The sequence below is a fragment of the Pseudoalteromonas sp. 2CM39R genome, assembly GCF_023161845.1.
The window spans coordinates 226295-250001 of the sequence record NZ_JALNTM010000011.1 but is presented as its reverse complement, the minus strand read 5'-3'; the positions used below and the strand labels follow the sequence as shown (position 1 = coordinate 250001).

23 protein-coding genes are annotated in these 23707 nt (G+C 40.9%); 9 read left to right on the top strand and 14 right to left on the bottom strand.

Annotated elements, in window-relative coordinates:
• Positions 1–68: 68 nt before the first annotated feature.
• On the top strand, positions 69–1301 hold the full coding sequence (locus tag MTF66_RS23570; protein ID WP_138623693.1) for a response regulator: 1233 nt from the start codon (positions 69–71) through the stop codon (positions 1299–1301).
• A 3-nt stretch (positions 1302–1304) separates the two neighbouring features.
• Here the strand turns inward: MTF66_RS23570 and rarD are convergent, their stop codons facing one another.
• Together rarD and MTF66_RS23560 are read right to left on the bottom strand one after the other, a co-directional pair.
• A complete protein-coding gene (gene rarD, locus MTF66_RS23565) occupies positions 1305–2225 on the bottom strand; it encodes an EamA family transporter RarD (protein WP_008467760.1) in 921 nt (306 codons plus the stop codon).
• A 51-nt stretch (positions 2226–2276) separates the two neighbouring features.
• Positions 2277–2732 (bottom strand): thioesterase family protein, encoded by a 456-nt coding sequence (locus tag MTF66_RS23560; protein WP_016900563.1) that lies wholly within the window; start codon positions 2730–2732, stop codon positions 2277–2279.
• Between the two features lie 143 nt (positions 2733–2875).
• On the opposite strand from MTF66_RS23560, the gene recQ reads away from it, so the two are divergent.
• The 4 genes from recQ to MTF66_RS23540 all read left to right on the top strand — a co-directional run bounded on the left by recQ (position 2876) and on the right by MTF66_RS23540 (position 7489).
• On the top strand, positions 2876–4699 hold the full coding sequence (gene recQ / locus MTF66_RS23555) for a DNA helicase RecQ (protein WP_138570004.1): 1824 nt from the start codon (positions 2876–2878) through the stop codon (positions 4697–4699).
• Positions 4700–4706: 7 nt separating this feature from the next.
• A complete protein-coding gene (locus MTF66_RS23550) occupies positions 4707–4991 on the top strand; it encodes a DUF3630 family protein (protein ID WP_010391549.1) in 285 nt (94 codons plus the stop codon).
• Positions 4992–5130: 139 nt separating this feature from the next.
• Entirely contained in the window at positions 5131–6849 is a 1719-nt protein-coding gene (locus MTF66_RS23545; protein ID WP_138623691.1) for a POTRA domain-containing protein, read from the top strand.
• 64 nt (positions 6850–6913) lie between these two features.
• A complete protein-coding gene (locus MTF66_RS23540; protein ID WP_010391553.1) occupies positions 6914–7489 on the top strand; it encodes a mechanosensitive ion channel domain-containing protein in 576 nt (191 codons plus the stop codon).
• A 68-nt stretch (positions 7490–7557) separates the two neighbouring features.
• On the opposite strand, the gene MTF66_RS23535 is transcribed toward MTF66_RS23540, so the two are convergent.
• From MTF66_RS23535 to MTF66_RS23525, 3 genes are all read right to left on the bottom strand, one after another.
• A complete protein-coding gene (locus MTF66_RS23535) occupies positions 7558–8616 on the bottom strand; it encodes a succinylglutamate desuccinylase/aspartoacylase family protein (RefSeq protein WP_055012533.1) in 1059 nt (352 codons plus the stop codon).
• A complete protein-coding gene (gene rimK, locus MTF66_RS23530; protein ID WP_008467750.1) occupies positions 8603–9508 on the bottom strand; it encodes a 30S ribosomal protein S6--L-glutamate ligase in 906 nt (301 codons plus the stop codon). Before rimK ends, MTF66_RS23535 begins: the two co-directional genes overlap by 14 nt.
• A 66-nt stretch (positions 9509–9574) precedes the next feature.
• Positions 9575–9997 carry an ATP-dependent zinc protease gene (locus MTF66_RS23525; protein WP_010391555.1) on the bottom strand — a complete coding sequence of 141 codons (423 nt, stop codon included), beginning with the start codon at positions 9995–9997 and terminating at the stop codon, positions 9575–9577.
• A gap of 250 nt (positions 9998–10247) precedes the next feature.
• Here MTF66_RS23525 and MTF66_RS23520 point away from each other — a divergent pair, with 250 nt between their 5' ends.
• The gene (locus MTF66_RS23520; RefSeq protein ID WP_010391556.1) at positions 10248–11219 is read left to right on the top strand and encodes a zinc transporter ZntB; all 972 of its coding nucleotides are present in this window, start codon (positions 10248–10250) and stop codon (positions 11217–11219) included.
• A 68-nt stretch (positions 11220–11287) separates the two neighbouring features.
• On the opposite strand, the gene rraB is transcribed toward MTF66_RS23520, so the two are convergent.
• The 9 genes from rraB to MTF66_RS23475 all read right to left on the bottom strand — a co-directional run bounded on the left by rraB (position 11288) and on the right by MTF66_RS23475 (position 20283).
• Positions 11288–11623 (bottom strand): ribonuclease E inhibitor RraB, encoded by a 336-nt coding sequence (gene rraB, locus MTF66_RS23515; RefSeq protein WP_008110603.1) that lies wholly within the window; start codon positions 11621–11623, stop codon positions 11288–11290.
• Positions 11623–12336: a 1-acylglycerol-3-phosphate O-acyltransferase gene (locus MTF66_RS23510; protein WP_010391558.1), complete on the bottom strand. Its 714-nt coding sequence runs from the start codon at positions 12334–12336 to the stop codon at positions 11623–11625. Before MTF66_RS23510 ends, rraB begins: the two co-directional genes overlap by 1 nt.
• A gap of 166 nt (positions 12337–12502) precedes the next feature.
• A complete protein-coding gene (gene parC, locus MTF66_RS23505; RefSeq protein WP_010391560.1) occupies positions 12503–14800 on the bottom strand; it encodes a DNA topoisomerase IV subunit A in 2298 nt (765 codons plus the stop codon).
• Between the two features lie 10 nt (positions 14801–14810).
• Positions 14811–15905 carry a sorbosone dehydrogenase family protein gene (locus MTF66_RS23500; protein WP_010391562.1) on the bottom strand — a complete coding sequence of 365 codons (1095 nt, stop codon included), beginning with the start codon at positions 15903–15905 and terminating at the stop codon, positions 14811–14813.
• 32 nt (positions 15906–15937) lie between these two features.
• Entirely contained in the window at positions 15938–17827 is a 1890-nt protein-coding gene (parE, locus tag MTF66_RS23495) for a DNA topoisomerase IV subunit B (protein ID WP_010391564.1), read from the bottom strand.
• 20 nt (positions 17828–17847) lie between these two features.
• Positions 17848–18411, bottom strand: coding sequence for a YqiA/YcfP family alpha/beta fold hydrolase (locus MTF66_RS23490; protein WP_010391565.1), 564 nt, complete (start codon positions 18409–18411; stop codon positions 17848–17850).
• Positions 18396–19181 (bottom strand): metallophosphoesterase, encoded by a 786-nt coding sequence (locus MTF66_RS23485; protein ID WP_138623689.1) that lies wholly within the window; start codon positions 19179–19181, stop codon positions 18396–18398. Before MTF66_RS23485 ends, MTF66_RS23490 begins: the two co-directional genes overlap by 16 nt.
• On the bottom strand, positions 19168–19626 hold the full coding sequence (locus tag MTF66_RS23480) for a DUF1249 domain-containing protein (RefSeq protein ID WP_055012529.1): 459 nt from the start codon (positions 19624–19626) through the stop codon (positions 19168–19170). The genes MTF66_RS23485 and MTF66_RS23480 overlap by 14 nt, the downstream gene beginning before the upstream one ends.
• 30 nt (positions 19627–19656) lie before the next feature.
• Positions 19657–20283, bottom strand: a complete 627-nt coding sequence (locus tag MTF66_RS23475; RefSeq protein WP_138623687.1) for an NUDIX domain-containing protein — start codon at positions 20281–20283, stop codon at positions 19657–19659.
• Between the two features lie 205 nt (positions 20284–20488).
• Here MTF66_RS23475 and tolC point away from each other — a divergent pair, with 205 nt between their 5' ends.
• The 3 genes from tolC to MTF66_RS23460 all read left to right on the top strand — a co-directional run bounded on the left by tolC (position 20489) and on the right by MTF66_RS23460 (position 23487).
• Positions 20489–21847: an outer membrane channel protein TolC gene (tolC, locus tag MTF66_RS23470; protein WP_138623685.1), complete on the top strand. Its 1359-nt coding sequence runs from the start codon at positions 20489–20491 to the stop codon at positions 21845–21847.
• Positions 21848–21953: 106 nt separating this feature from the next.
• Positions 21954–22877, top strand: a complete 924-nt coding sequence (lpxL, locus tag MTF66_RS23465) for an LpxL/LpxP family Kdo(2)-lipid IV(A) lauroyl/palmitoleoyl acyltransferase (protein ID WP_138623683.1) — start codon at positions 21954–21956, stop codon at positions 22875–22877.
• 37 nt (positions 22878–22914) lie between these two features.
• On the top strand, positions 22915–23487 hold the full coding sequence (locus tag MTF66_RS23460; protein ID WP_010391576.1) for a toxin co-regulated pilus biosynthesis Q family protein: 573 nt from the start codon (positions 22915–22917) through the stop codon (positions 23485–23487).
• The last annotated feature ends 220 nt before the right edge of the window (positions 23488–23707 follow it).

The window sequence follows — 23707 nt, the reverse complement described above, 5'->3', positions numbered from 1 at the left end:
TTTTGGCGTTTTAGCAGTTACAACTTGTATAAGCAAACACTTTTGCAAAATTTAAACAAGGCTGTTACGTGACGCACAGAATACTTATTATTGAAGACACCCCTACTATTGCGCGAGTGCAAAAGCATATCGCGCAAAAAGCGGGCTACGAGGTTGATATTGCTCAGTCGCTGGCTGAGACTAAAGAGCTGATAAGTAAACATGCTTACTTTTGCGCAGTGGTAGACTTTATATTACCTGATGCCCCACAAGGGGAAGCGGTTCCCTGCACCGTTGCAGCAGATATTCCTACCATAGTTATGACAGGCAATATCGATAATCAAACTCGCGATACCGTCGAAAAATACCCTATTATTGATTACATTATCAAAGGCAATAAACAAGCTTACGAATATTTAGAAAAGCAGCTTTATCGCCTACCTCGAAATAAGCAGGTAAAAGTACTGGTTGTTGATGATTCAGCTTCAACACGCCAATATATTTGTAATTTATTAACACGTCATAAATATCAAATCTTTCAAGCAGCCGATGGCCTAGAGGCGCTTAAAGAGCTTGAAAACACCCCTGACATCTCTGTGATCATCACAGATAAAGAAATGCCTAACATGGGCGGTATTGAGCTATGTAATGAAATTAGGCGCATTTATAGTAATGACGAAAAAGCTATTATTGGTATCTCAGGCGCTACATCGTCTAATTTGTCTGCCTTATTTTTAAAAAATGGGGCAAATGACTACTTGTATAAACCTTTTAATAGTGAAGAATTTTACTGCCGGTTAAGCCAAAACGTCGATATGCTAGAGCATATCGAAACTATAAAGCGCCAAGCCAATACTGACTATTTAACTAAACTCCCTAATCGCCGTTACTTTTTTGAAGAGGCTAATAAGTCATTAAAGCAGTTTAAAAAAGCAAAAGCACCAGCCATGTTAGCTATGCTTGATATTGACCATTTTAAAGCTATTAATGATACCTATGGCCATGATGCCGGAGATGAAGTGCTTAAAGGGCTTGCGATATGCTTTAATAAATATTTTGAAAACCAATTGGTTGCCCGTTTAGGCGGAGAAGAATTCGCGGTATTTTTTACTGAGCTAACCGAACAGGAAGCGCTAAAACGACTAGAGAGCTTCAGGCTTTTTATTGAGCTTAACAGTCATGAATTCAGTCAAGCAAACATCAAGTTTACGTTATCGATAGGCTTCAGCCACAGTGAAACCTATCAAATTGACGAACTATTAAAACAAGCCGACTTAAAGCTCTACAAAGCAAAAGAGTCGGGTCGTAATAAAGTGGTTTAGTTTTTAAACCACACCAGAGGCTACAATGGCCGCTTTTCTGCGTTTTCGCGATTGATGGTATGAGTCCCAACTAAAAATAGCCAATGCACTCCAAATACACGCAAAGGTAATTACGCGCTCAGCATCAAACACCTCACCATAAAATACCACCGCTAAAATAAACATTAGGCTAGGCCCTATATACTGAAAAAACCCTAACGTTGTATATTGCAAACGCTTAGCCGCGCCGGTAAAACACAGCAGTGGCAGCGTAGTTACTATGCCCGCGCTCACCAATAATACATTGGTTAGCCAATCATTCCCTGGTAAATTTGACGTTTCAGTCGGTACCATTAGCCACCAATAGGTAAGCGCCACGGGTAACAATATTAATGCCTCAATTAAAATCCCAGGCAGAGCATCAACTTGTAGCTTTTTACGTAATAGGCCATATAGTGCGAAAGATGTTGCTAATGAAAACGCTACCACGGGGAATGAGCCAAAACTAATTAGCTGTAACAGCACGCCTGTAAAAGCTAAAGCAACAGCAGCACCTTGCAACTTACGTAATCGCTCGTTTAAAAACACCATACCAAGCAACACATTTAATAGAGGATTAATGTAGTAACCTAGGCTGGCATCCAACATGTGATTGTTATTGATGGCCCAAATAAACAATCCCCAGTTAAACCCTAGTAAGGTCGAGGTAACAACTAACATCAAAATAAGTTTAGGTTGGATTAAAATGCGTTTAATTTTATCCCAGTAGCTGAGCACACTCACCACCACAATAAGAAACACCACTGACCAAATAACACGGTGCATTAAAATTTCAAATGCTGACACATGTTGGATCATCTTAAAATAAATGGGTGCGAGGCCCCACATAAAAAAAGCGAGGCAGGCAAAAATAGCGCCCTTTCGCTGCTCGGTATCAATCGACATAGTAACCACTTGGTGATTTAAAAGGCCGTCAGTTTACCCCCCTCTCACTTTTTAGCCAACTAAATACGTGCCCGTTCCAAAAGCAATTTGTACTGACTGCTCATTGTGTAACTCCATTCGGCACACACATACTTTATTTCCTGAGCGAATCAGCTTAGCGCTAGCAATAAAAATCTCGCCTTTGCCTGGGCGTAAATAGTCGGTGCGTAAATCTATAGTCCCCAGTGTGGCTAGCCTTTTATGTACACTGGGTAAATCTGCATCGTCTAGTTTTCCGATCACACTGGCAGCAGCAAGCATTCCACCGACATTATCAAGTACCGCCGAAATAACTCCGCCATGGAGAATTTTTTGCGCGGGGTTGCCTATTAATACATCTTGCCAAGGAAAGGAGATTTTAGCTTGTTCAGTACTAAGTGACTCTACCGCTATTTTTAAAAATTGGTTAAAAGGCATATTATTAACAAACAACGCCCCAACTTGTTCAATCAACATTTCTTTATTCATTATTATTCTCTATGTTTTAAGGTGGTACGATGAGTAAAGCACAACTTAAAGCTGTTGTAACCTCCTCGATTATCATTACCGATGTTTACACCAAATAATGAAAGCTAAAGACATCCTGATAAAAAACCACTAAAATAGCGCCGATGAATACACTAACTCCCTCTCCAAATACGCTGGTGCGTAAACCTGAAACTGTACTCAAACAAGTGTTTGGTTACAGCGAATTTCGCGACGGTCAAAGTGCAGTAATCGATGCTGCGATTAACGGCCAAGACTCGTTAGTATTATTGCCTACCGGTGGTGGTAAATCGGTGTGTTACCAAATACCCGCACTAGTATTAGAGGGGGTAACCATTGTTATCTCTCCGCTCATTTCTTTAATGCAAGATCAAGTAACTCAGTTACAAGCTCTAGGCGTAAAAGCCGCTTATATAAATAACAGCTTAGCCCGTGAAGAACAGCAGTTAGTCTATCAGCAGTTGCATCAGGGGCTAATAAAATTACTTTATGTTGCCCCAGAGAAAGTACTACAAAGAGAATTTTTAGAGCGCTTATCGCATTTACATGTCAGTTTGTTTGCTATTGATGAAGCACACTGTGTTTCTCATTGGGGACATGACTTTAGACCTCACTATTTTAGATTAAATGAATTAAAGCAACGCTTTACACATGTACCTATGATGGCACTCACTGCCACCGCTGATAAAGCCACCCGCTTTGATATTGTCGAACAATTAAAACTTCAACAACCCTACATTCACACCGGCAGCTTTGACCGCCCTAATATTCGTTACACCATAGAAGAAAAATTTAAACCTATGGTGCAATTACTACGCTATTTGAAAGAGCAAAAAAATCAAAGTGGCATTATTTATTGCACCAGCCGCAAGCGGGTTGATGACATTGCTGAAAAACTTGCCGATGCAGGCCTTAATGCGGCGGCTTATCATGCAGGAATGAGTAACGAACAGCGCCAATTTGTGCAAACTGGATTTGCCCGCGACGATATTCAAATTGTGGTTGCCACTGTTGCCTTTGGTATGGGAATTAACAAGCCTAACGTACGTTTTGTACTGCATTACGACATTCCCAAAAGTATTGAAGCGTATTATCAGGAAACCGGTCGCGCTGGGCGTGATGGACTGGCTGCAGAAGCCATTATGTATTTTGACCCCGCTGATATAGGGCGGGTTAGACGCTTTTTTGAAGATATTGACGATGAACAACGCCGTCGTGTAGAAGAGCAGCGTTTTAATGCCATGGCCAGTTTTGCCGAAGCCCAGACCTGCAGACGTCAAATATTATTAAACTACTTTAGTGAATACCAACGAGAGCCGTGCGGTAACTGCGATATTTGCTTAAATCCTCCAAAAAGCTTTGATGGCACACTTGTGGCCCAACAAGCACTTTCGTGTGTGTATCGGGCACAGCAACGATTTGGTTTAGGTTACATTGTAGAGTTATTACGCGGCGCAAATACCAGCCGCATTCGTGATAACAACCATCATGAACTCAGCACTTATGGCATAGGTAAAGATAAAAGCAGTGAGTTTTGGCTCAGTATTTTACGCCAACTTATTCACCAAGGGCTACTAAGCCAAGATATAACCCAAGGCGCATCACTACGGCTTACCGAAGCTGCACGCGCTATTTTAAAGAGTGAGTATGCGCTACAACTGGCTGAACCACGCCTACAAGCTAAGCACGTTTATCAGGATAAATTAGCGCAGTTTAATTACGATAAAAAGTTATTTGCTCGCCTACGTGCATTACGTAAAGAATTAGCCGATGCCGATGACGTACCCCCTTATGTAGTATTTAACGATAAAACGCTGGCCGAAATGGCGCAGCTTATGCCTACCAACGACAGTGAATTTTTAAAAGTGTCGGGGGTTGGTTTTACTAAATTAAACAAATATGGCGGTGAGTTTTTAACCGCAATTCGACATTATCTAGCAACGCAATAAGCCCCTTATGACCGAACTTGAATACGATCACACACATCAATGCATTATTGTTAAACCAACAGAGTTGCCGCACGATGAAGACTTTGAGTTGTGGGGAACGTTTTTTTTGCACAGCGATGAAATTAGCATTAGTGAATTTGCAGCTGGGGCTGATCGTCACCAACTGCGTTTTAACTATGCTAACCACACGTTTAATTTAAATTTTGAGCATTACAGTCAAAGTGTGTGGATTAACGGCGAAGGTCAAGATGCCGACAACCTATTGGCAGCGTTAACATTTTATTTAAGCTAAGGCCACGTCTATTTATCGCTAATACCTTATAATTGCTATAAAAAATAAACTAAATTGGCACTTTTACTTACATATTAATAACAATGATGTAAGCTAAGAGTAAGTGTTTTATTTTGCAAAATAGCGCTAAAGAGGGTCAATGCTAAATAGAAAATGGATTGCACGTAGTTGTTTTAGCCTTTCTATTTTGAGTATGTTTATGCTCAGCGTTTGCGCGCAAGAAACGCCACTAGCCCAAAGCTGCCAAAATGACGATTCATTGAAAACTTCTGAAATTAACTTGCGTCGACAAATCGAGTCTCAACCTCCACCGCTTACGATAAATAGTAACGCTAAAATTGCCTCAATTAATCTTAAACAACTTAATGTTTTTAATACCGAACTCGAAGCTGAAAACAACGCACTGTTTCGCTTTGCTAATCGTGCACATATACAAACTGAGCCTGAGGTTATTAAAAGCATTTTATTGTTTAAAGCGGGTGATACTTTTAATCAAAAAACCTTGGCTGAATCTGAGCGGCTACTGCGTAAACAAAACTATTTATATGACGCACAAATTGTTGCCAACGAAAACTGCGATGGCGATATTGATGTAACCGTGGTGACTCGCGATTTGTGGACTTTGCTACCCGAGCTTAGCTTTAGCCGCAGTGGTGGCGAAAATAAATCAAGTATTGGCTTTCGCGAGTCTAACTTATTTGGTTGGGGCAAACGATTATCGTTTGCTCGCAAAACCGACAGTGATCGTAATGGCTATTTATTTGTTTACGATGATCCAAATATCCTATCAACACGCTACAGAGGTCGTATAGAGTATGCCGATAACAGTGACGGTAAAAGTCACTTAGTTGAGCTTACTTACCCATTTTACGCCATTGATACACCCTATAGTTATGGTGCCCTGAATTACTCTACCCAGCGAGAAGAGGCCCTGTACCTTAGGGGCGATAAATTTAGTGAGTTTGAACAGACCACCGATCTAAATCAGGTATTTTTTGGTCACTCTAAAGCCCTTAGCCATAACTGGACACAGCGCTTGAGCCTAGGTTATATCGATGAGCAACAAACATTTAAAAGCATAGATGAAACCACTGTGCCGCTAGCTGAAAATAGGCAGCTTAGTTATCCTTATGTAAGCGGCCACTGGTTTGAAGATAACTTTATAAAAGTGCGTAACTTTGACAGTATTTACCGTACCGAGGATTTAAATTTAGGTTGGAATATAAAAGCTACGCTGGGTTATTCTGATGAATCGATTAGTAACGACGATAGCCGCGCTATTTACTCATTTAATTTTAACAAAGCACACTTTAGTGGTGATAATACGCTATGGCGCTTTCACGCAGATATTCAAGGTTATTGGAATAAAGAACAAAAACAGCTTGAAAACTTAATCACCACCAGCCAAATTCAATATTATTTAAATACCAGCATTGATCAGTCTTGGTATGTAAAAGCCAGGCTACAATACGCAAAAAACCTCACCAACGATAAGCAGCTCACCCTCGGGGGCGAAACCGGTTTACGCGGTTACCCTATGGAGTTTCAACATGGCGATCGGAGTTTTTTAGTCAGCTTAGAAAAGCGCTACTATTGGGAGTATGACTTACTACAACTATTTAAAGTGGGAGGCGCAGCCTTTTTAGATGTAGGCCGCGCATGGTATAACAACGACTCGAATACCCTGTATCAAGTTGAAAACACACCCGTGCTTAAAAATGTTGGATTAGGTTTACGCCTTGCGCCAAGTCGCGCCAATGCGGGTACTATGATACACCTTGATATTGCCGCGCCACTAAATAAATATAACGATGTTGACTCGGTACAGTGGCTACTGAGCGTTAAAAATTCTTTTTAAATCACTACTGCGCACAAAGCTAACGCGTTACACTTTGCGCCTATCATTATTGTGAGAATACGTTTTGGAATTAATCTCTCTTTTAGAGCTTGTGAGCACACAATATAAGCTAATCGTAACCGTGATTGCACTGTTGAGCTTTCCGTTATTGTTAAAGCTCACTAAAAAATTACTCGAAAAAGCCATTAGAGGTAAAATCGATTTACACAGAAAATACCGAGCAGAGTTACTATTAAAAATAATACTCGCCTTTGTTATGTTGTGTTTAGTTTTAGTTTTTTGGGGAATAGAGCTGCGTGGTTTACTGGTATTAGGCTCTTCCTTATTTGCCATGTTAGGCGTTGCGCTGTTTGCGGCTTGGTCATTATTGAGCAACTTAACTGCTTTTTTACTCATGTTTATACAAAATGACTGCCGTGTAGGCTATTGGGTTAGAATCGTGGATGGGGCCAATGCCATTGAAGGGCGCATTATTGAAATGGGGCTGATGAATGTATTACTCGAACACGTTGATGGACATAGGGTGATTTACCCTAATAATCTATTTGTTACCCGTCCCGTGTTAGTACTCAATACAGAGCCAAAACCAACAAAAGCGCCTAAAATTAAACGAATTATTGGCCCAAAGCCACGTAATTAAATAACAATTACTAAAAAGCCGCTTCAGCTAATAAACTTAAGCGGCTTTTTTAATTCTTACGGGTGAAGTTAATTATTCAGCTCAGCCGTTTTCAGTTCATCATCTAAATCACTTATTTCACCAATAAAGCTTTCAAGCTGTTGCTCTACCAAACTATTTGAGTGAGCAAAGTAAGCAATATGAAACACAGCATCGCCTTCATTTACTAAAGGCATGGTTTGCTGACCAATAATAATGCCACTACGTGGAGCAAGCAATTCAAGCTCAGAATCGCCAAGCGGACTACTTATGTATGCCAGTATTTGCCCTTTAGTGACACGTTCACCTAACGATACTTGCGCTCTTACTATGCCATCAACCTCAGCTCGTACCCAACTTGTTGAACCTGCAATAACCGGCTCAGGTAGTTTTTTAGGGCGCTTACCACGCATCATTTTTAAATGACGCATAACATAATCAACCCCTTGTACACCCGCTGCAATCGCAATCGGGTCAAAGCGCAACGCTTCACCTGCTTCGTAGGTAATAACGGGTATACCCAAATTAGCCGCTTCACTGCGCAATGAGCCATTGCGTAACGACGCATCAATAACCGCAGGTGTGCCAAAAGCCTTAGCCATTTGCGCTGTAGCTTCATCGGCTAAATTAGCGCGTATTTGCGGTAAGTTAGTACGATGAATCGCCCCCGTATGCAAATCTATAATATGCGTACAATGCACAGCGACTTGGTTAAAAAACATATACGCCATACGACCTGCTAACGAACCACGTTCAGAGCCAGGAAAACTTCGATTCATATCACGGCGATCGGGCAAGTAACGCGACTTATGAATAAAACCAAATACATTCACAATCGGCACCGCTATTAATGTGCCACGCAACTGGTTAGGATCGATCTTAGCCAGTAACTGGCGCACAACCTCAACCCCATTAAGCTCATCGCCATGTATTGCCGCACAGACCATCAATACAGGGCCTTCCATTACACCGTTAACCACTTCAATAGGAATATTAAGCGGTGAATGGGTATAAAGCTTTGCAGCTTCTAGTGCGAGTGTTTTACGTTCACCTACACCAATGCTTTCACCTAATAGGGTGAAAGGTCGGTTAATTTTAACCTTTGCCACGAGTTGCTGTTCCTTTCACTGAGGCCGTTTTTTCAATAAAGTCAATCACCATACCCGCAATATCTTTACCAGTTGCCACTTCAATCCCTTCTAGGCCTGGCGATGAATTTACTTCCATAACCAAAGGGCCGCGAGATGAACGGAGTAAATCAACGCCAGCAACGTTTAAACCCATTGCTTTTGCTGCAGCAACCGCTGTTTTACGTTCTTCTGGGGTAATACGTACCAGTGTAGCGCTACCACCACGATGAAGATTAGAGCGGAACTCGCCCTCTTGTGCTTGGCGTTTCATCGCAGCAATCACTTTATCGCCCAATACAAAGCAACGAATGTCTGCACCACCGGCTTCTTTAATGTACTCTTGCACCATGATATTGGCTTTTAAACCCATGAATGCTTCAATAACACTTTCAGCTGCTTTACGTGTTTCAGCCAATACCACACCAATACCTTGAGTACCCTCAAGTAACTTAATAACGACCGGTGCGCCGCCTACCATTTCTAATAAATCTTTTACGTCATCGGGCTTGCTGGCAAAGCCTGTAACCGGCATACCCACACCTTTACGCGATAGTAACTGCAAAGAACGTAATTTATCGCGAGAGCGAGAAATAGCCACAGATTCATTAACAGGGAACACCCCCATCATTTCAAATTGGCGTAATACAGCACAACCATAAAATGTAACCGATGCACCAATACGTGGCACGATAGCGTCGAAATCTTTTAGGTTTTCACCACGATAATGAATTTCAGGTTGCTCTGAGTTTATGTTCATGTAAGAGCGTAACGCATCAATTACTTTCACTTCATGTCCGCGCGCCTCAGCAGCTTCGATTAGGCGACGCGTTGAATATAATTTTTTGTTACGAGATAAAATACCAATTTTCATCATTAAAGCCTTAACTAAATGATGTTGAGCAAGCAGATATAATTATGTTTGCTACTCAACGAATTCTTATAATAAATGTGATAAAGCCGGATCAACGACTATGCGATTTTCCATTGCTGTGCGCCCTAACAACATTCTAAACTTCATAGACGCACGACTTGTTAATGTAATTTCTATTGGCCAACTAAATTCGCCGGCATGTAATGTAGTTTCAATAAAGTAACGCAATTCTTTTTGGCCACTAGAGCTGGTAACGTACTTCATCTTTTTAACTTTGGCATTGCAGGTAATTTGCGTTTGCTCGTCTTCTTGCAATGGTTGGGCTGTAAATTTAACCCATTTTTCGCCATCGACTTCGTATTCTTCAATATTAATTGCATGAATACAGGAAGTACGCGCACCAGTGTCTATTTTTGCTTTAATTTGCTCGATGCCTAGCTCGGGTAAACTTAACCACTCACGCCAACCAACTGTTATTTTTGTCGTCATAAATGTGCCCTTAGTAAAAAAAGTGTTTTATACGCTACAGCCAACAAAACACCAACAAAATAAATTCATCTACTCGATAAGCCGATTTGATTGACCTTTTAAGTTAACTCGTTTAACAATGCACCCTTAACGTATGCACTTAACCATAGGCTAAAAAACAATTTTTTGTTGATTAACTCTACAAAGTAAAGCTAAGTTAAATACACTACAGTCAACTGTATTAAAAATATACTATCTATGAGAAATTATTATGATCAATGGCTTACTTCATGCGCTTATTCTTGATGAACAAGGCGGGGCTCGCCCAATAGAAAACAGTAAACAGTTACATCAATGGCAACCTACTGATGGAAAGCTGTGGGTGCATATGGATTACAGTCAAAAAGAAGCCGTAGATTGGTTAAAAAACTGCGGCCAATTAAACGACTACGAACTGGAATCACTCACCGCAGATGAAACACGCCCTCGTATTACTCCTACAATGAATGGCCATATGCTGTTTTTACGTGGAATCAATTTAAATCCAGCGCAAAGCCCTGAAGACATGGTGTCTATTCGCCTATTTATTAATAAAGACGTGGTGATCACTACCCGTAAGCGCCGATTATTATCAGTGCAAGATATTCTAACCTCGTTAAATAATAATGAGGGACCAAGCAGTATTTCTGAACTAGTGTGTAGCTTAGCGCAAAAGCTCACTTCACGTATGCAAACGGTAATAGATGAACTAGATGAAAGCTTAGATGATTTTGAAGAAGAAATTGATGAGCCTAGTAAAAAGTTTGATAACCAAGGCTTGTCGCAACTTCGCCGCCAAACAATCGCGCTAAAACGTTACTTAAAACCGCAAAAAGAAGCGCTCAGCAACATGGTTAATAATCATTACCCATGGCTGTTTGACGATGATAAAGCCAAGCTAAATGAAACCACCAATTTACTTATTCGCTATTTAGAAGAGCTCGATAGTTCAATAGAGCGTGCACTCGTTATTCAGCAAACCATTACTAACCAAGTGTCTGAGCAATTAAATCAGCGTATGTATGTGATGTCGGTGGTGGCTGCTTTATTTTTACCACTGGGATTTTTAACTGGGTTATTGGGGGTCAATGTTGGCGGTATACCTGGCACAGATAGTCCCTATGCATTTACTGCATTTGTGGTGTTTTTGGTTGTTTTGACTGGTGGGATTGGTATTTACTTTAAAAATAAAAAGTGGCTGTAATTACAATACAGATCCAATAAGACACAAAAAAGGCGAACATAATTGTTCGCCTTTTGCATTGGTAACCCTTACTCTTGAAAGTAAGTGCCCCAACCGTCGTATTCTACGTCGCATTCAACCGCAAGCTGTGCAAGCTTATCAACGTCTTCCATTATAACGTCAACATCTAATTCGGCTTCAACAACAATGTCAAAACTCCAAATCTTTTCGCCGTCTTCAAGCTCAAGTTCTGCTGGCTCTTCTACATCGTAACCTAGTTTAAACGCAGCAAGTGCAGCTTGTTCTAACTTAGTAAAATCTTCACATACAAAGTGGTGCTCTACTTCATAAAGGATTTCCGGATCGGAACCATCTTCAAGTAATGAAGTTACGATGTCTTCACTTATTTCACGCCAGTTTTCCATTATTTCTCTCTCACTTGAGCATCTAATTCTGTTATTTTAGCAGCCATAATGCTGTGCACACTTTTAGCATGTTCACGTGCACTGATACTGTTATCAAGTGCTATGGGGGCTAACATTTCAATGTAAATTGTACCATTATCCCAGCGATTTAGTTTAATGGTTTTATCGGTTGTGTTCATACATACTGGCACAACAGGTACCTCTGCACTCATTGCTGTATGAAAAGCACCGGTTTTAAAAGGGAGTAAACCACGACCATAACTACGCGTCCCCTCAGGGAACATCCACACCGACAAGCCTTTTTGTTTTATTTTAGCCGCTGCCTTAGAAATAGTGCCTGCCGCTTTAGAGCGATTTGCTCTGTCGATTAAAATATTACCCGATAACCAATAAAGCTGACCAAAAAACGGGATCCACTTCAGGCTTTTTTTGCCAACACTCACACAATTTTTTGGCACCATAGCTGGAATAGTAAATAAATCATAGCTATTTTGATGATTCGCTACATACACAGCGGGCCCCACCTTAAGCGCATCGGGATGATATTTTAGTTCTAATTTAACCCCAAGCATTTTAGCCATTGAGCCAAACCAACTTGCAATAACATGCACATTATTAGGATGAAATGGTCTAAATATTGATAACAACAAACCAAAAAAACAACTTAATAATATAAACAACAGCATTATTAAAATACGTATAACAGCTAGCAAGTGCGCCTCTCCAATATAACCACAATCATGTATTGTTTTATTATAACGTTATTTTGTTGCGCAGACGAGAAAATAGCGCACAAGCGTGCGCTGAAATAAAACAGTCATAAAAAAACGGCTTACCTGAGTAAGCCGTTTTCTAATTTTATCTAATTTGATCTCAAGATTAACTTGGCTCTGCGTCTGAGCTTGGCTCATCAACTTGTTGCGGTGTTAACTCTACCACAGCTTCATCTACGCGCTGTAAACCTCGAGGTAACTTATTCCCTCTGCGGCCTCGCTCGCCATGGTAATGCTCAAGGTCGCTTGGTTTAAGGGTCAGCTTACGCTTACCTGCATGCAGCGTTACACTGCTGCCTTGCGGCACAACAGCTAATACTTTTACAAACTCTTCGCGGGCTTGTACTTTCGCACCCGGAATAGAAATAATTTTATTACCCTTACCTTTACCTAGCTTAGGTAGGTCACGCAGTGGGAATAACAACATCCGCCCTTCGTTAGAAATCGCCATACAGTAGTCAGTAGCCACGTCGTTAACGCGAATTGGCGAAAGTAACACACCACCTTTTGGCACACTCACTAACGCTTTACCGTTTTTGTTTTTGCTCACTAAATCTTTAAAGTCAGTAATAAAACCATAACCAGCGTCGGAGGCCATTAACAACACTTGAGCGTCCTCACCCATTACTACGTGCTCAAAGCTGGCGCCTGAGGTTAGGTTAAAGCGCCCTGTCATTGGCTCGCCTTGGCTTCGCGCTGAAGGAAGACTATGAGCATCAGTGGCAAATGCACGTCCAGCTGAATCTAAAAATACCGCAGGCTGATTACTTTTACCTCTCGCTGATGCTCTATAACCATCACCAGCTCTGTAATTTAATCCTTCCACATCTAAGTCATGACCCTTACCAACCCGTGCCCAGCCTTTATCTGATAGCACCACGGTGACTGACTCTGATGGAATTAAATCTTTTTCGCTCAGTGCTTTGGCTTCTACACGCTCAATCACAGGCGAGCGGCGATCATCACCATACATTTCTGCAGCTTCTTGAATTTCTTTTTTCAATAAGGTCGACATGCGACGGTCTGAGCCCAATGTTTGCTCTAATTTGTCACGCTCTTTTGCCAATTCGTCTTGCTCACCACGAATTTTAAACTCTTCAAGTTTTGCCAAATGGCGAAGTTTTAATTCTAAAATGGCTTCTGCTTGAATATCGGTTAAATCAAAGCGCTCCATCAATATTGGCTTAGGCTTATCTTCAGAGCGGATGATTTCTATAACTTCATCAATATTTAAAAAGGCAGCCAGTAAACCTTCTAAAATATGTAATCGAGCCAGTACTTTATCAAGTCGATATTGCAAGCGACGACGTACCGTTTCGCGTCTAAAGGTTAACCACTCTGTTAAAATACTACGTAAATCTTTAACTTGTGGACGGCCATCTAAGCCGAGCATGTTTAAATTTACGCGGTAATTTTTTTCAAGATCGGTGGTGGCAAATAAGTGTGCCATTAATGGCTCAGCTTTAATTCGGTTTGAACGCGGCACAATCACAATACGGGTCGGGTTTTCATGATCAGATTCATCACGTAAATCGGCCACCATCGGCAGCTTTTTAGCGTTCATTTGCGCTGCAATTTGCTCAAGTACTTTTGCACCCGAACATTGATGCGGTAACGCAGTAATAACTATATCGCCCTGCTCTTCACAATACACAGCGCGCATTTTAATTGAGCCACGACCGGTTTTATAAATTTTGTGAATATCAGCTTTTGGAGTAATTATTTCAGCATCAGTTGGATAATCAGGCGCATGCACTAAATCCAATAACTCTTCGAGTTCTGTTTTTGGTTTATCAAGTAATAAACAACAGGCACTGGCTACTTCACGCACATTATGCGGCGGTATATCGGTTGCCATACCTACCGCAATACCGGTGACACCATTAAGTAATATATGCGGTAAGCGCGATGGCAATACTAATGGTTCATCCATGGTGCCGTCGAAGTTTGGCGTCCAATCAACAGTCCCTTGGCCTAACTCTTTAAGTAATACTTCAGAGAATTTAGATAAACGCGCTTCGGTATAACGCATTGCCGCAAACGACTTCGGATCATCTGCAGCACCCCAGTTACCTTGACCATCAACTAACGGGTAGCGATAAGAAAACGGCTGCGCCATAAGTACCATGGCTTCATAACAGGCACTATCACCGTGAGGATGGTATTTACCTAATACATCACCCACGGTACGGGCTGATTTTTTGTATTTAGCACTTGCCGATAACCCCAGTTCACTCATCGCATAAATAATACGACGCTGAACGGGTTTTAAACCGTCACCAACGTGCGGTAAGGCACGATCCATGATCACGTACATTGAATAATTTAAATAGGCGTCTTCGGTAAAACGCCCCATTGTTTGCTGTTCAATTCCTTGCATTAGCAAGGTATCTGTATCACTCATTAAAGCTTACCTAGTTTTTCTTATAGCTTACGCGGTAAATTACGTTAGCGTAATCATCGCTTACCAATAGACTGCCATCATTTAATTGTGCAAATGCAACAGGGCGTCCAAATGTCGTTTCGTCTTGCATAAAGCCGGTGATCAGTGGCGTATATTTAGTTACTTTGGCATTTTCTATGGTTGCCACAGCCACTTTATAACCAACCTTTTTAGAGCGGTTCCATGAACCATGCTCAGCAACAAATAACTGTTGTTTGTAGCTATCTGGGAACTGTTTGCCGGTATAAAAATGAATACCCAATGGCGCAACATGCGCCCCCAATGCCAATGCAGGTTGAGTGTAATCAGCAATATTTTTGCCTTCACCAAACTCAGGATCAACAATAACGCCACCATGCACGTATGGAAAACCAAAGTGCTCTTCTTCCTTAGTAATGCGGTTTAGCTCATCAGGTGGAATATCATCCCCCATCATGTCGCGGCCGTTATCACTAAACCATAGCATTTGCGTACTAGGATGAAAGTCAAAACCCACCGTATTACGTACACCTTTGGCTAAAGTCGTTATTTCTTTGGTATCGGTATTTAACGAAAAAATACGGCCAAAGCGAGCATCTTCCTCACAAATATTACACGGTACGCCCACGGGAATTATCAGCTCGTCGTTTGGTGCAAAACGCAAAAATTTCCAACCATGATGACGCTCTGACGGTAAATCGCTATAAAACACTTCATACTCAGGGTTTTTGAGGTGTTTATCGATATTTTTAAAACGGATAATACGGTGCACTTCACCAACATATAAGTCACCCCCTTTAATTGCTAAACCCGAGGGCATATTTAATCCCTCTGCAATCACTATTTTTTTATCTGCCACGCCATCGCTGTTATGGTCAATCAGTGCATATACATTACCCGCCTTACGCGACCCTGCATACACAATACCTCGGCTTGATACTGCAATTTGCCGTGCATTTTCAACATCATCAGCAAATAAGCTGATTTCAAAACCCGGTGCAGCGGTCAGCTTGTCGAGTATATTTTTCGCCATCACTGGCGATGATATTAAGCCCAGTAACAACAGTGTGCTAAATAATTTATTCATTTGCCTCTCCTGTTTTAAAGCCCAAAGGCTTATTAAACTTGTGCCTTGTTACCATGATCCTCTAGCCATTGACGGCGATCTGATGAGCGCTTTTTAGCGAGTAGCATATCCATCATTTCCATTGTTTGCTGCTCTTCATCAAGAGTAAGCTGTACTAAACGACGAGTATTAGGGTCCATGGTTGTTTCACGCAATTGTAGCGGGTTCATTTCGCCCAAACCTTTAAAGCGTTGTACGTTTACTTTGCCACGTTTCTTTTCTGCTTCTATGCGCGCTAAGATACCGGTTTTTTCATCTTCATCCAGCGCGTAGTAAACATCTTTACCAATATCAATTCTAAATAACGGTGGCATAGCAACATACACATGGCCGGTTTTAACTAATTGTGGGAAATGGCGAACAAATAAGGCACACAGTAAGGTGGCAATATGCAGTCCATCGGAGTCAGCATCCGCTAATATACAAATTTTATTATAACGTAGTCCCGACATATCGGCTGAGTCTGGGTCTATACCTAGCGCAACTGAAATATCGTGCACTTCTTGAGAGGCCAAAATTTGCCCTGATTCTACTTCCCAAGTATTTAAAATTTTACCTCTTAACGGCATGATTGCTTGGAATTCACGATCTCGCGCTTGTTTAGCTGAGCCCCCTGCTGAGTCACCCTCTACCAAAAACAATTCTGTGCGGTCATTATCAGCAGCACTACAATCGGTCAGTTTGCCTGGTAATGCTGGGCCTGATGTAACTCGCTTACGTACTACTTTTTTAGCCGCACGTAAGCGACGCTGTGCATTTGAAATACATAGTTCAGAAAGTAGCTCTGCGGTATCAGTGTGCTCATTTAGCCATAAGCTAAAGGCATCTTTTACTACACCCGATACAAACGCAGCACATGAACGTGATGAGAGTTTTTCTTTGGTTTGCCCTGCAAATTGTGGGTCTTGCATTTTAACCGACAACACATAACTACAACGTTCCCAAATATCATCTGGGGTAAGCTTTACGCCACGTGGTAATAAATTTCTAAACTCACAAAATTCACGCATCGCCTCTAAGAGCCCTTGGCGCAGACCATTTACATGGGTGCCCCCTTGTGCGGTAGGAATTAAGTTTACATAACTTTCGGCTATCGACTCACCACCTTCTGGCATCCATACAACGGCCCAATCAGCGCCTTCAATAGAACTTGAAAACTCACCCACAAATGGGTCTTTAGGTAGTATTTCGTAACCTTTAACGGCTTCAATTAAGTAATCTTTTAAGCCTGTTTCATAAAACCACTCTTGGGTTTCTTTCGTTTGTTTATTTACAAACTTAATACGCAAACCTGGACATAAAACCGCTTTAGCTTTTAATAAGTGATTAAGCTTAGTCAAAGAAAAATTAGCAGAGTCAAAATAGCTGGTATCTGGCCAAAAACGTACCGTAGTACCAGTGTTGCGTTTACCCACTGAGCCAATAACATTTAAATCTTCAACTTTATCGCCATGCTCAAAAGCCATTCTAAATTGCTGCGCATCACGACGAACCGTTACTTCCACGCGGGTAGATAGCGCATTAACAACCGAGATACCTACGCCATGCAAGCCACCAGAGAATTGATAGTTTTTGTTTGAAAACTTACCGCCGGCATGCAGCTTAGTAAATATTAACTCAACTCCTGGAATACCTTCTTCTGGGTGAATGTCAATTGGCATACCTCGGCCATCGTCACTCACCTCAAGCGAATTATCTTCATGTAAAATGACATCAATACGTGTTGCATGTCCAGCCATTGCTTCATCAACACTGTTATCAATAACCTCTTGGCCTAAATGATTTGGCCTTGTGGTATCTGTATACATGCCAGGGCGGCGTTTTACCGGCTCTAATCCATTAAGTACTTCAATGGCTTCGGCGTTATAATTTTGTTGAGTCATAGTTTTTATCTTTATATACGCTAATATCTGATTTTAAGAAAATCGACAATGCTTGAAAAAGCTCGCTCAAAGCCATTAAAGCTATGATCGCCGCCAAATTCAATTAACTGTTTACATTGTGAGTAATACTTTATTGCGTGCTGAAAATTTAACACTTCATCCCCTGTTTGCTGTAATAAATACAACAGCTCAGGGTGTTTTAACTCTGTCACCGTTAATGCTTTTAACGCATCTATATGACGAGATTGTAATTGGTAATTATAATCTTGATACGGATTATAATTAGGCCCAAGTATAGGCTCTAATAATGTATATGGGGCAACGGCAGGATTAATTACCACCGCAGGAATTTGATAACGCTGCGATAAATACGTGGCAAAAAAACCACCTAGCGAGCTGCCCAATAATACGGTATTCGGTGTTAATAGTTGTTCAAGCGCTATAATAGCCTCTACAGGCTCATGATTTAAACGCGGCACACAATAATCAACATCATAGTGTGCCATAAGCTCACCAAAGCGCACAGCTTTATATGATTTTTCAGAGCTATTAAAACCGTGAATATAAATTACTCGTTTAACCATACCACGTCCGAGTGTATATGCACCTGTTGTTGCTCAGCATTTAAATACAGCATGCGATAAGCTGCCCCTTTATTTTCTTGCTGCCAAGTCGCACTGTGTTTACTAAATTGCACGCAGCTGGCTGGGGTAGCGTAAACATTGAGCCCTCTAAACTGCTGTTGATAGTCATTATGGACATGCCCATGAAACAGCGCATCAACGCGACCATTATTAACTAATAAATTTAATAGTTGCGGCCCATTTTCTAACATATGTTTATCTAGGTAGCCATCAATTGGCAATGGGTTGTGATGACAAAATGCAATGTGACGATTATTTGAATCAACTAAGCAAGCCATAATTTCATCTAAATGCGTGGCACTGACCCACCCTGCAGGCGTATTACCTTTAGAATTAATTAATATCAGCTCAATCCCTTGTGCCACTATGTGTTTAGCGTGTTGTATTTGCCCACCACTAATTAAATTAAGCTGTTCAATCTCATCATGGTTACCAGGCACCCAAAATACGGGGCAATCAACGTCACTATTATGAATAAGTTCTGCAAATAATAAATACGAATTAAAGCTGTGATCTTGCGTTAGGTCACCACCAAATATCAACGCATCAGGCTGCTGCTTTGCTATATCGGCCAATGCTATAACAAAATGTTCAGCGGTATTAACGCCAAAGTATTCAGCATCTTTATCACTAAAAAGGTGGCAATCAGTTAGGTGTGCAATTCGAAGCGTAGTTTGTTCAAAATAATAGATGTCATCAAACCAAGCCATTATTTACATCCCAATTAAGTGTTGATTGACCTCTTTCAACACACGCTACCAACCAGTCATACAAAAAAGCATTTAACTGATATTTTTCATCTTTTTGATGCATTTTTGGGTTAGGGTAACCATAAGAAGGCTTAATTCGTTGGTGGTAGTCATGATGAACAATTTCAGCCACCTTCGCATCATTGTACAAACGTACCGTTAAATACAGCGGTGCAATGCCAACGAGCATGCCATTTAACTGTTTAATAGAAACATCAAGTGTGTACTTAGCACTATCATCTATGTGAATTGCAAATTCACTGTGCCCTAATTTAATTTCTCTTACATTGCCAATCACTTGCTCATGAGGCAGTAGTTTTAAAAGGCGTACGTAATTGTGCTCACAAAGCGTTAAATACTTTGGAAGGCTTTGAATGTATCGATTAGTGGTTAAAAGTGCTGTCAAAATACCGCCATTACTATTAAAAAATAAAAACTATGCCCACTTTTTACGTATCTTATCGCGATTTAGCGCTAACCATTGCAAGCAAATTACGGTAGCAGCATTATCTATTTCACCAGTATTAAGTCGCTGTAGTGCTTCGTCTACGTGCATAATATGGGTTTTAATATCTTCACCTTCGGTTTCTAACCCATAAATGCCAGTACTCATTTGGCTTAAATCGGCGTGAGCTAAATATAAGAACAAACGCTCTGTAGTACCGCCGGGGCTTGAAAGATAAGACAACATAAACTCAAGTTCTGTTAAATTAAGCCCCGCTTCTTCAAGCGCTTCTTTTTTAACAACCGCTTCGTAATCTTCACTGCCATCGGTCATACCCGCTATACATTCTAACAGCCAAGGCGTATGTTTGCTTTTAATTGCGCCAATTCGAATTTGTTCTATAAGCAATACTTGCTCAGTGACTGGATCATAAGGTAATACCGCGACCGCATCGCCACGCTCTAAAATTTCTCGACGAATAACCTCAGACTCTCCACCAGCAAACAGAGCATGCTGAAATTGATAAAGGTTTATTTTAAAAAAACCGCTATACAAATTTTCAACCGGTTTTAATCTCACATCATCATGGGTAAATTGAGTACGACTTTTATTCGCCATATTTTTTATTTCCTTTTTGGAAGCGCAGATACATCAACGCTTTGATTACCAGCCCTATTAAAACGCTAAATTGAGCAAATGAGGCGTGTTAGGTATATATTCTGTTACACTTGAGAACGTTGTTTTACTAATTTTTTTTTTAGTTATTAAGTAAAACAGGTTAACATGCCTGTAGTACAAAAATTGTCTAAGGACCGAACATCACATGAAAAAGAACATCCTTGCAGCACTGGTTAGTTTATCATGCGCATTGGGCTCAACCGTAGCCAATGCTGAAGATTTACTTCAAGTTTTTGAAATCGCAACAGCCAACGATCCTACCGTTTTAAAAGCAAAAGCCCAAGCTGATGCTCAATCATACCAAAGCGATCGCGCTATGAGCGCACTATTACCGCAAATTGGCTTGACTATGAGTTACACAAAGTCTGACTCAACTTCCTTCAGACAATCTGAGGATTTATCTTCTCTTGATAAAATTAATGCTGAAAACGACGAGTTTTCTCGTGGTATTAGCTTAAGCCAAACGTTATTTGATTTAGGCGCATGGAATTCATTAGGTATAGCCGACAAACAAGCACTTCAAGCAAGCGGCCAATACGACTTTGCCAAGCAAAACCTAATTGTGCGTGTTGCTGAGGGCTATTTTAACGTACTTAGCGCTATTGATAACCTTGAATTTGTACAAGCTGAAAAACGTGCCATTGAGCGCCAACTTGAACAAACTAAACAGCGTTACGCTGTAGGTTTAACAGCTATTACCGATGTACATGAAGCACAAGCACAATTTGATAATTCAGTAGCGCAAGAGATCATTGCTAATAATGCGGTAGAAACAGCCCGTGAGCAGCTACGTGAGATCACTGGTAAGTACCACGCAAAGCTGGATATGTTAAACACCGAAACATTTTCTACTGTTAAGCCAAGTACGCCTGCAACTGATTTAGTTAAAATAGCTAAAGACAAAAACTTAAATCTGCAAGTATCAAAAATAACGGTTGATATAGCTAAAGAACAAATTAAACTCGCAAAAGCAGGTCATTACCCAAAACTAACGTTAAATGCTAGCTACGGCGACTCATTAACAGATAGTGAGTTAAATGGCGCTAGTTTTGACGACCAGCCTCGTTCTGATTCAACCTCTATTGGACTAAACTTTAGCGTCCCACTTTACTCAGGTGGCGCAACGGTTGCTGCAACAGATCAAGCACGTGCATTTTACGTTGCTGCTAGCCAAGATTTTGAAACCGATTATCGTGCAGTAACTCGCTCTGTAATTACTTCTTACAATCAAGTGGTATCTGACATTGCAACATTTAAAGCGCTCGAACAAGCAGTTATCTCAGCTGAAAGTGCATTAAAAGCCACTGAAGCGGGTTTTGAGGTAGGTACACGTACTATCGTTGATGTACTAATTAGTACGCAAAACTTGTACAATGCAAAGCGTAACCTTGCCGATGTACGTTATCGTTATGTTGTATCAACGCTTCGCTTAAAACAAGCAACAGGAACATTGAGCCGTGAAGATTTAGTGGGTATAAACCAAGGTTTAAATACCGTTAACTAAGCAAACGACTTCATTATAAATAATCACTAAAGCCAGCTTTTTGCTGGCTTTTTGTATTTTTTAACACATAGCGTTAAACTAGCCTTTTATTTTTAGAGAAATTTTTGTGGTTAACTCATCCCCTTTTAAAGCCTCTTTTTTAGGTCCTCGTTATTGGCTAACCTGGATTGGTGTTTTGTTTTTATATCTCATTTCTTGGTTACCGCAAAAACTACAATTAGCTATGGGTAAGCAGCTAGGACGCTTGGTTCATAAATATATGAAGCGTAGAAGGCATATTGCTGAAGTTAATATTAAACGCTGCTTCCCCGCAATGAGCGAAGCCGAGCAACAACAGCTGGTACTTAAGAACATGGAAAATACTGGTATTGCCATGGTTGAAACCGGTATGGCTTGGTGGTGGCCACAATGGCGGGTCAAAAAAGTATTGGGATCAATAAAAGGGCTTGAGCACTTTGAGCGCGTACAACAATCAGGAAAAGGCGTTTTATTACTTGTTCCACATATACTTCATCTTGAAATGACAAGTCGTGTAATGGGTTTGAAGTGCCAAGGTATTGGCTTTTACCGCCCGCATAACAATCCGCTTATGGAATACTTTACCACCAATGGACGCCTTCGATCTAACGAGTACATGGTTGGAAAAAAAGACGTAAAAGGATTATTAAAATCATTAAAAAATAAAAAGCTGTGCTATTACTTACCCGATCAGGATTATGGCCGTAACCGCTGTGAGTTTGTGCCTTTTTACGCAGTACCCGATACAGCCACAACCACTGGTACACTAATGTTTGCAGGTAGTAAAAACTGCGAAACAATGAGCTTAATTGCTTATAGGGATAACAACGGAAAGTATCACTTAGAAATCGTGCCTGAGCTTGAAAACTTCCCGAGCGGCGATGATAAAGCCGATGTAACACGTGTTAATCAGCGCATGGAACAATCAATAAATGCCGCCCCTGAACAATATATGTGGTTGCATAGACGCTTTAAAACACGACCCGATAAAGACGCCCCCTCTTTCTATTAAAGATGGGTTATTAAAATAACAAAGATGAGTAACAGCCATGTGGTTTTGGATTAGATATATACTTTTAGCTTTATTGTTAATTGGTGCAGCCATTTACTTTCTACTAAATGGTTCGTCGTCACTTAATTATCAACAAACCACTAACGCTGCGGCTGAAGGGTTATCGCGGTTTTATGCATCAATCCGAGATAGAATTTCTGTCAATAAAGACAATGACAAATTTGTAATTGAACTCGAAAAACCCGATCTTAGCCTCGACAGAGCGCTAAACCAGCGTTCTTTTGTAGTAGAGCCTATGCCTTTAAATTGGAGTGGAGAAGTAGGCCCGCGTCGCTTCCAACGTGACTCAACCTTGCGTACCGTACTAACCCAATATGCTAATAACGAAGGTATTACTTTAATGTGGTACTTAGACAAAGATTACGTTGTTAAGGATCACTTTCGAATAGATAGCAGTTTTAACTCCGCTTTATACCGCGTTAGCCGCTCTATAAATGATGATTTTTCAAATGAAGTGTATGCGTTTTTCTGCCCTAAACAACGCGCAGCGGTTATTACCGAGCTACCGTCTGAATTTGTACGTACAAACTGTTTAAAGCTAAGTAATTAACTAGGGTCTGTTGACCTTTCAAGGTTGAATTTGCAGCAGTCTGTTTGGTATTTAGGCAAGGCAGAGCCTATGAAGTGTGGTTATTCCCCATAAATAGGCGATAACGTGGAATAAATGCCAAACAGGCGCTGCCCGAAGGGTTCTGCCTAGGGGCAATTAACTCTTTGTTGCTCGGTTCTTACTTAGCCCACTAGGTTACAAACCTCGCGCCGCGATTAAA

Coding starts and splice junctions, on each gene's coding strand:
- rraB (WP_008110603.1), bottom strand. CDS start 11,623: ATGGAAAACTGGCGTGAAATAAGTGAAGACATCGTAACTTCATTACTT.
- MTF66_RS23490 (WP_010391565.1), bottom strand. CDS start 18,411: ATGGTTAAACGAGTAATTTATATTCACGGTTTTAATAGCTCTGAAAAA.
- MTF66_RS23475 (WP_138623687.1), bottom strand. CDS start 20,283: ATGGCGAATAAAAGTCGTACTCAATTTACCCATGATGATGTGAGATTA.
- MTF66_RS23525 (WP_010391555.1), bottom strand. CDS start 9,997: ATGACGACAAAAATAACAGTTGGTTGGCGTGAGTGGTTAAGTTTACCC.
- MTF66_RS23545 (WP_138623691.1), top strand. CDS start 5,131: ATGCTAAATAGAAAATGGATTGCACGTAGTTGTTTTAGCCTTTCTATT.
- rarD (WP_008467760.1), bottom strand. CDS start 2,225: ATGTCGATTGATACCGAGCAGCGAAAGGGCGCTATTTTTGCCTGCCTC.
- MTF66_RS23500 (WP_010391562.1), bottom strand. CDS start 15,905: ATGAATAAATTATTTAGCACACTGTTGTTACTGGGCTTAATATCATCG.
- MTF66_RS23460 (WP_010391576.1), top strand. CDS start 22,915: ATGTGGTTTTGGATTAGATATATACTTTTAGCTTTATTGTTAATTGGT.
- parC (WP_010391560.1), bottom strand. CDS start 14,800: ATGAGTGATACAGATACCTTGCTAATGCAAGGAATTGAACAGCAAACA.
- MTF66_RS23485 (WP_138623689.1), bottom strand. CDS start 19,181: ATGGCTTGGTTTGATGACATCTATTATTTTGAACAAACTACGCTTCGA.
- rimK (WP_008467750.1), bottom strand. CDS start 9,508: ATGAAAATTGGTATTTTATCTCGTAACAAAAAATTATATTCAACGCGT.
- tolC (WP_138623685.1), top strand. CDS start 20,489: ATGAAAAAGAACATCCTTGCAGCACTGGTTAGTTTATCATGCGCATTG.
- MTF66_RS23520 (WP_010391556.1), top strand. CDS start 10,248: ATGATCAATGGCTTACTTCATGCGCTTATTCTTGATGAACAAGGCGGG.
- MTF66_RS23560 (WP_016900563.1), bottom strand. CDS start 2,732: ATGAATAAAGAAATGTTGATTGAACAAGTTGGGGCGTTGTTTGTTAAT.
- MTF66_RS23550 (WP_010391549.1), top strand. CDS start 4,707: ATGACCGAACTTGAATACGATCACACACATCAATGCATTATTGTTAAA.
- parE (WP_010391564.1), bottom strand. CDS start 17,827: ATGACTCAACAAAATTATAACGCCGAAGCCATTGAAGTACTTAATGGA.
- recQ (WP_138570004.1), top strand. CDS start 2,876: ATGAATACACTAACTCCCTCTCCAAATACGCTGGTGCGTAAACCTGAA.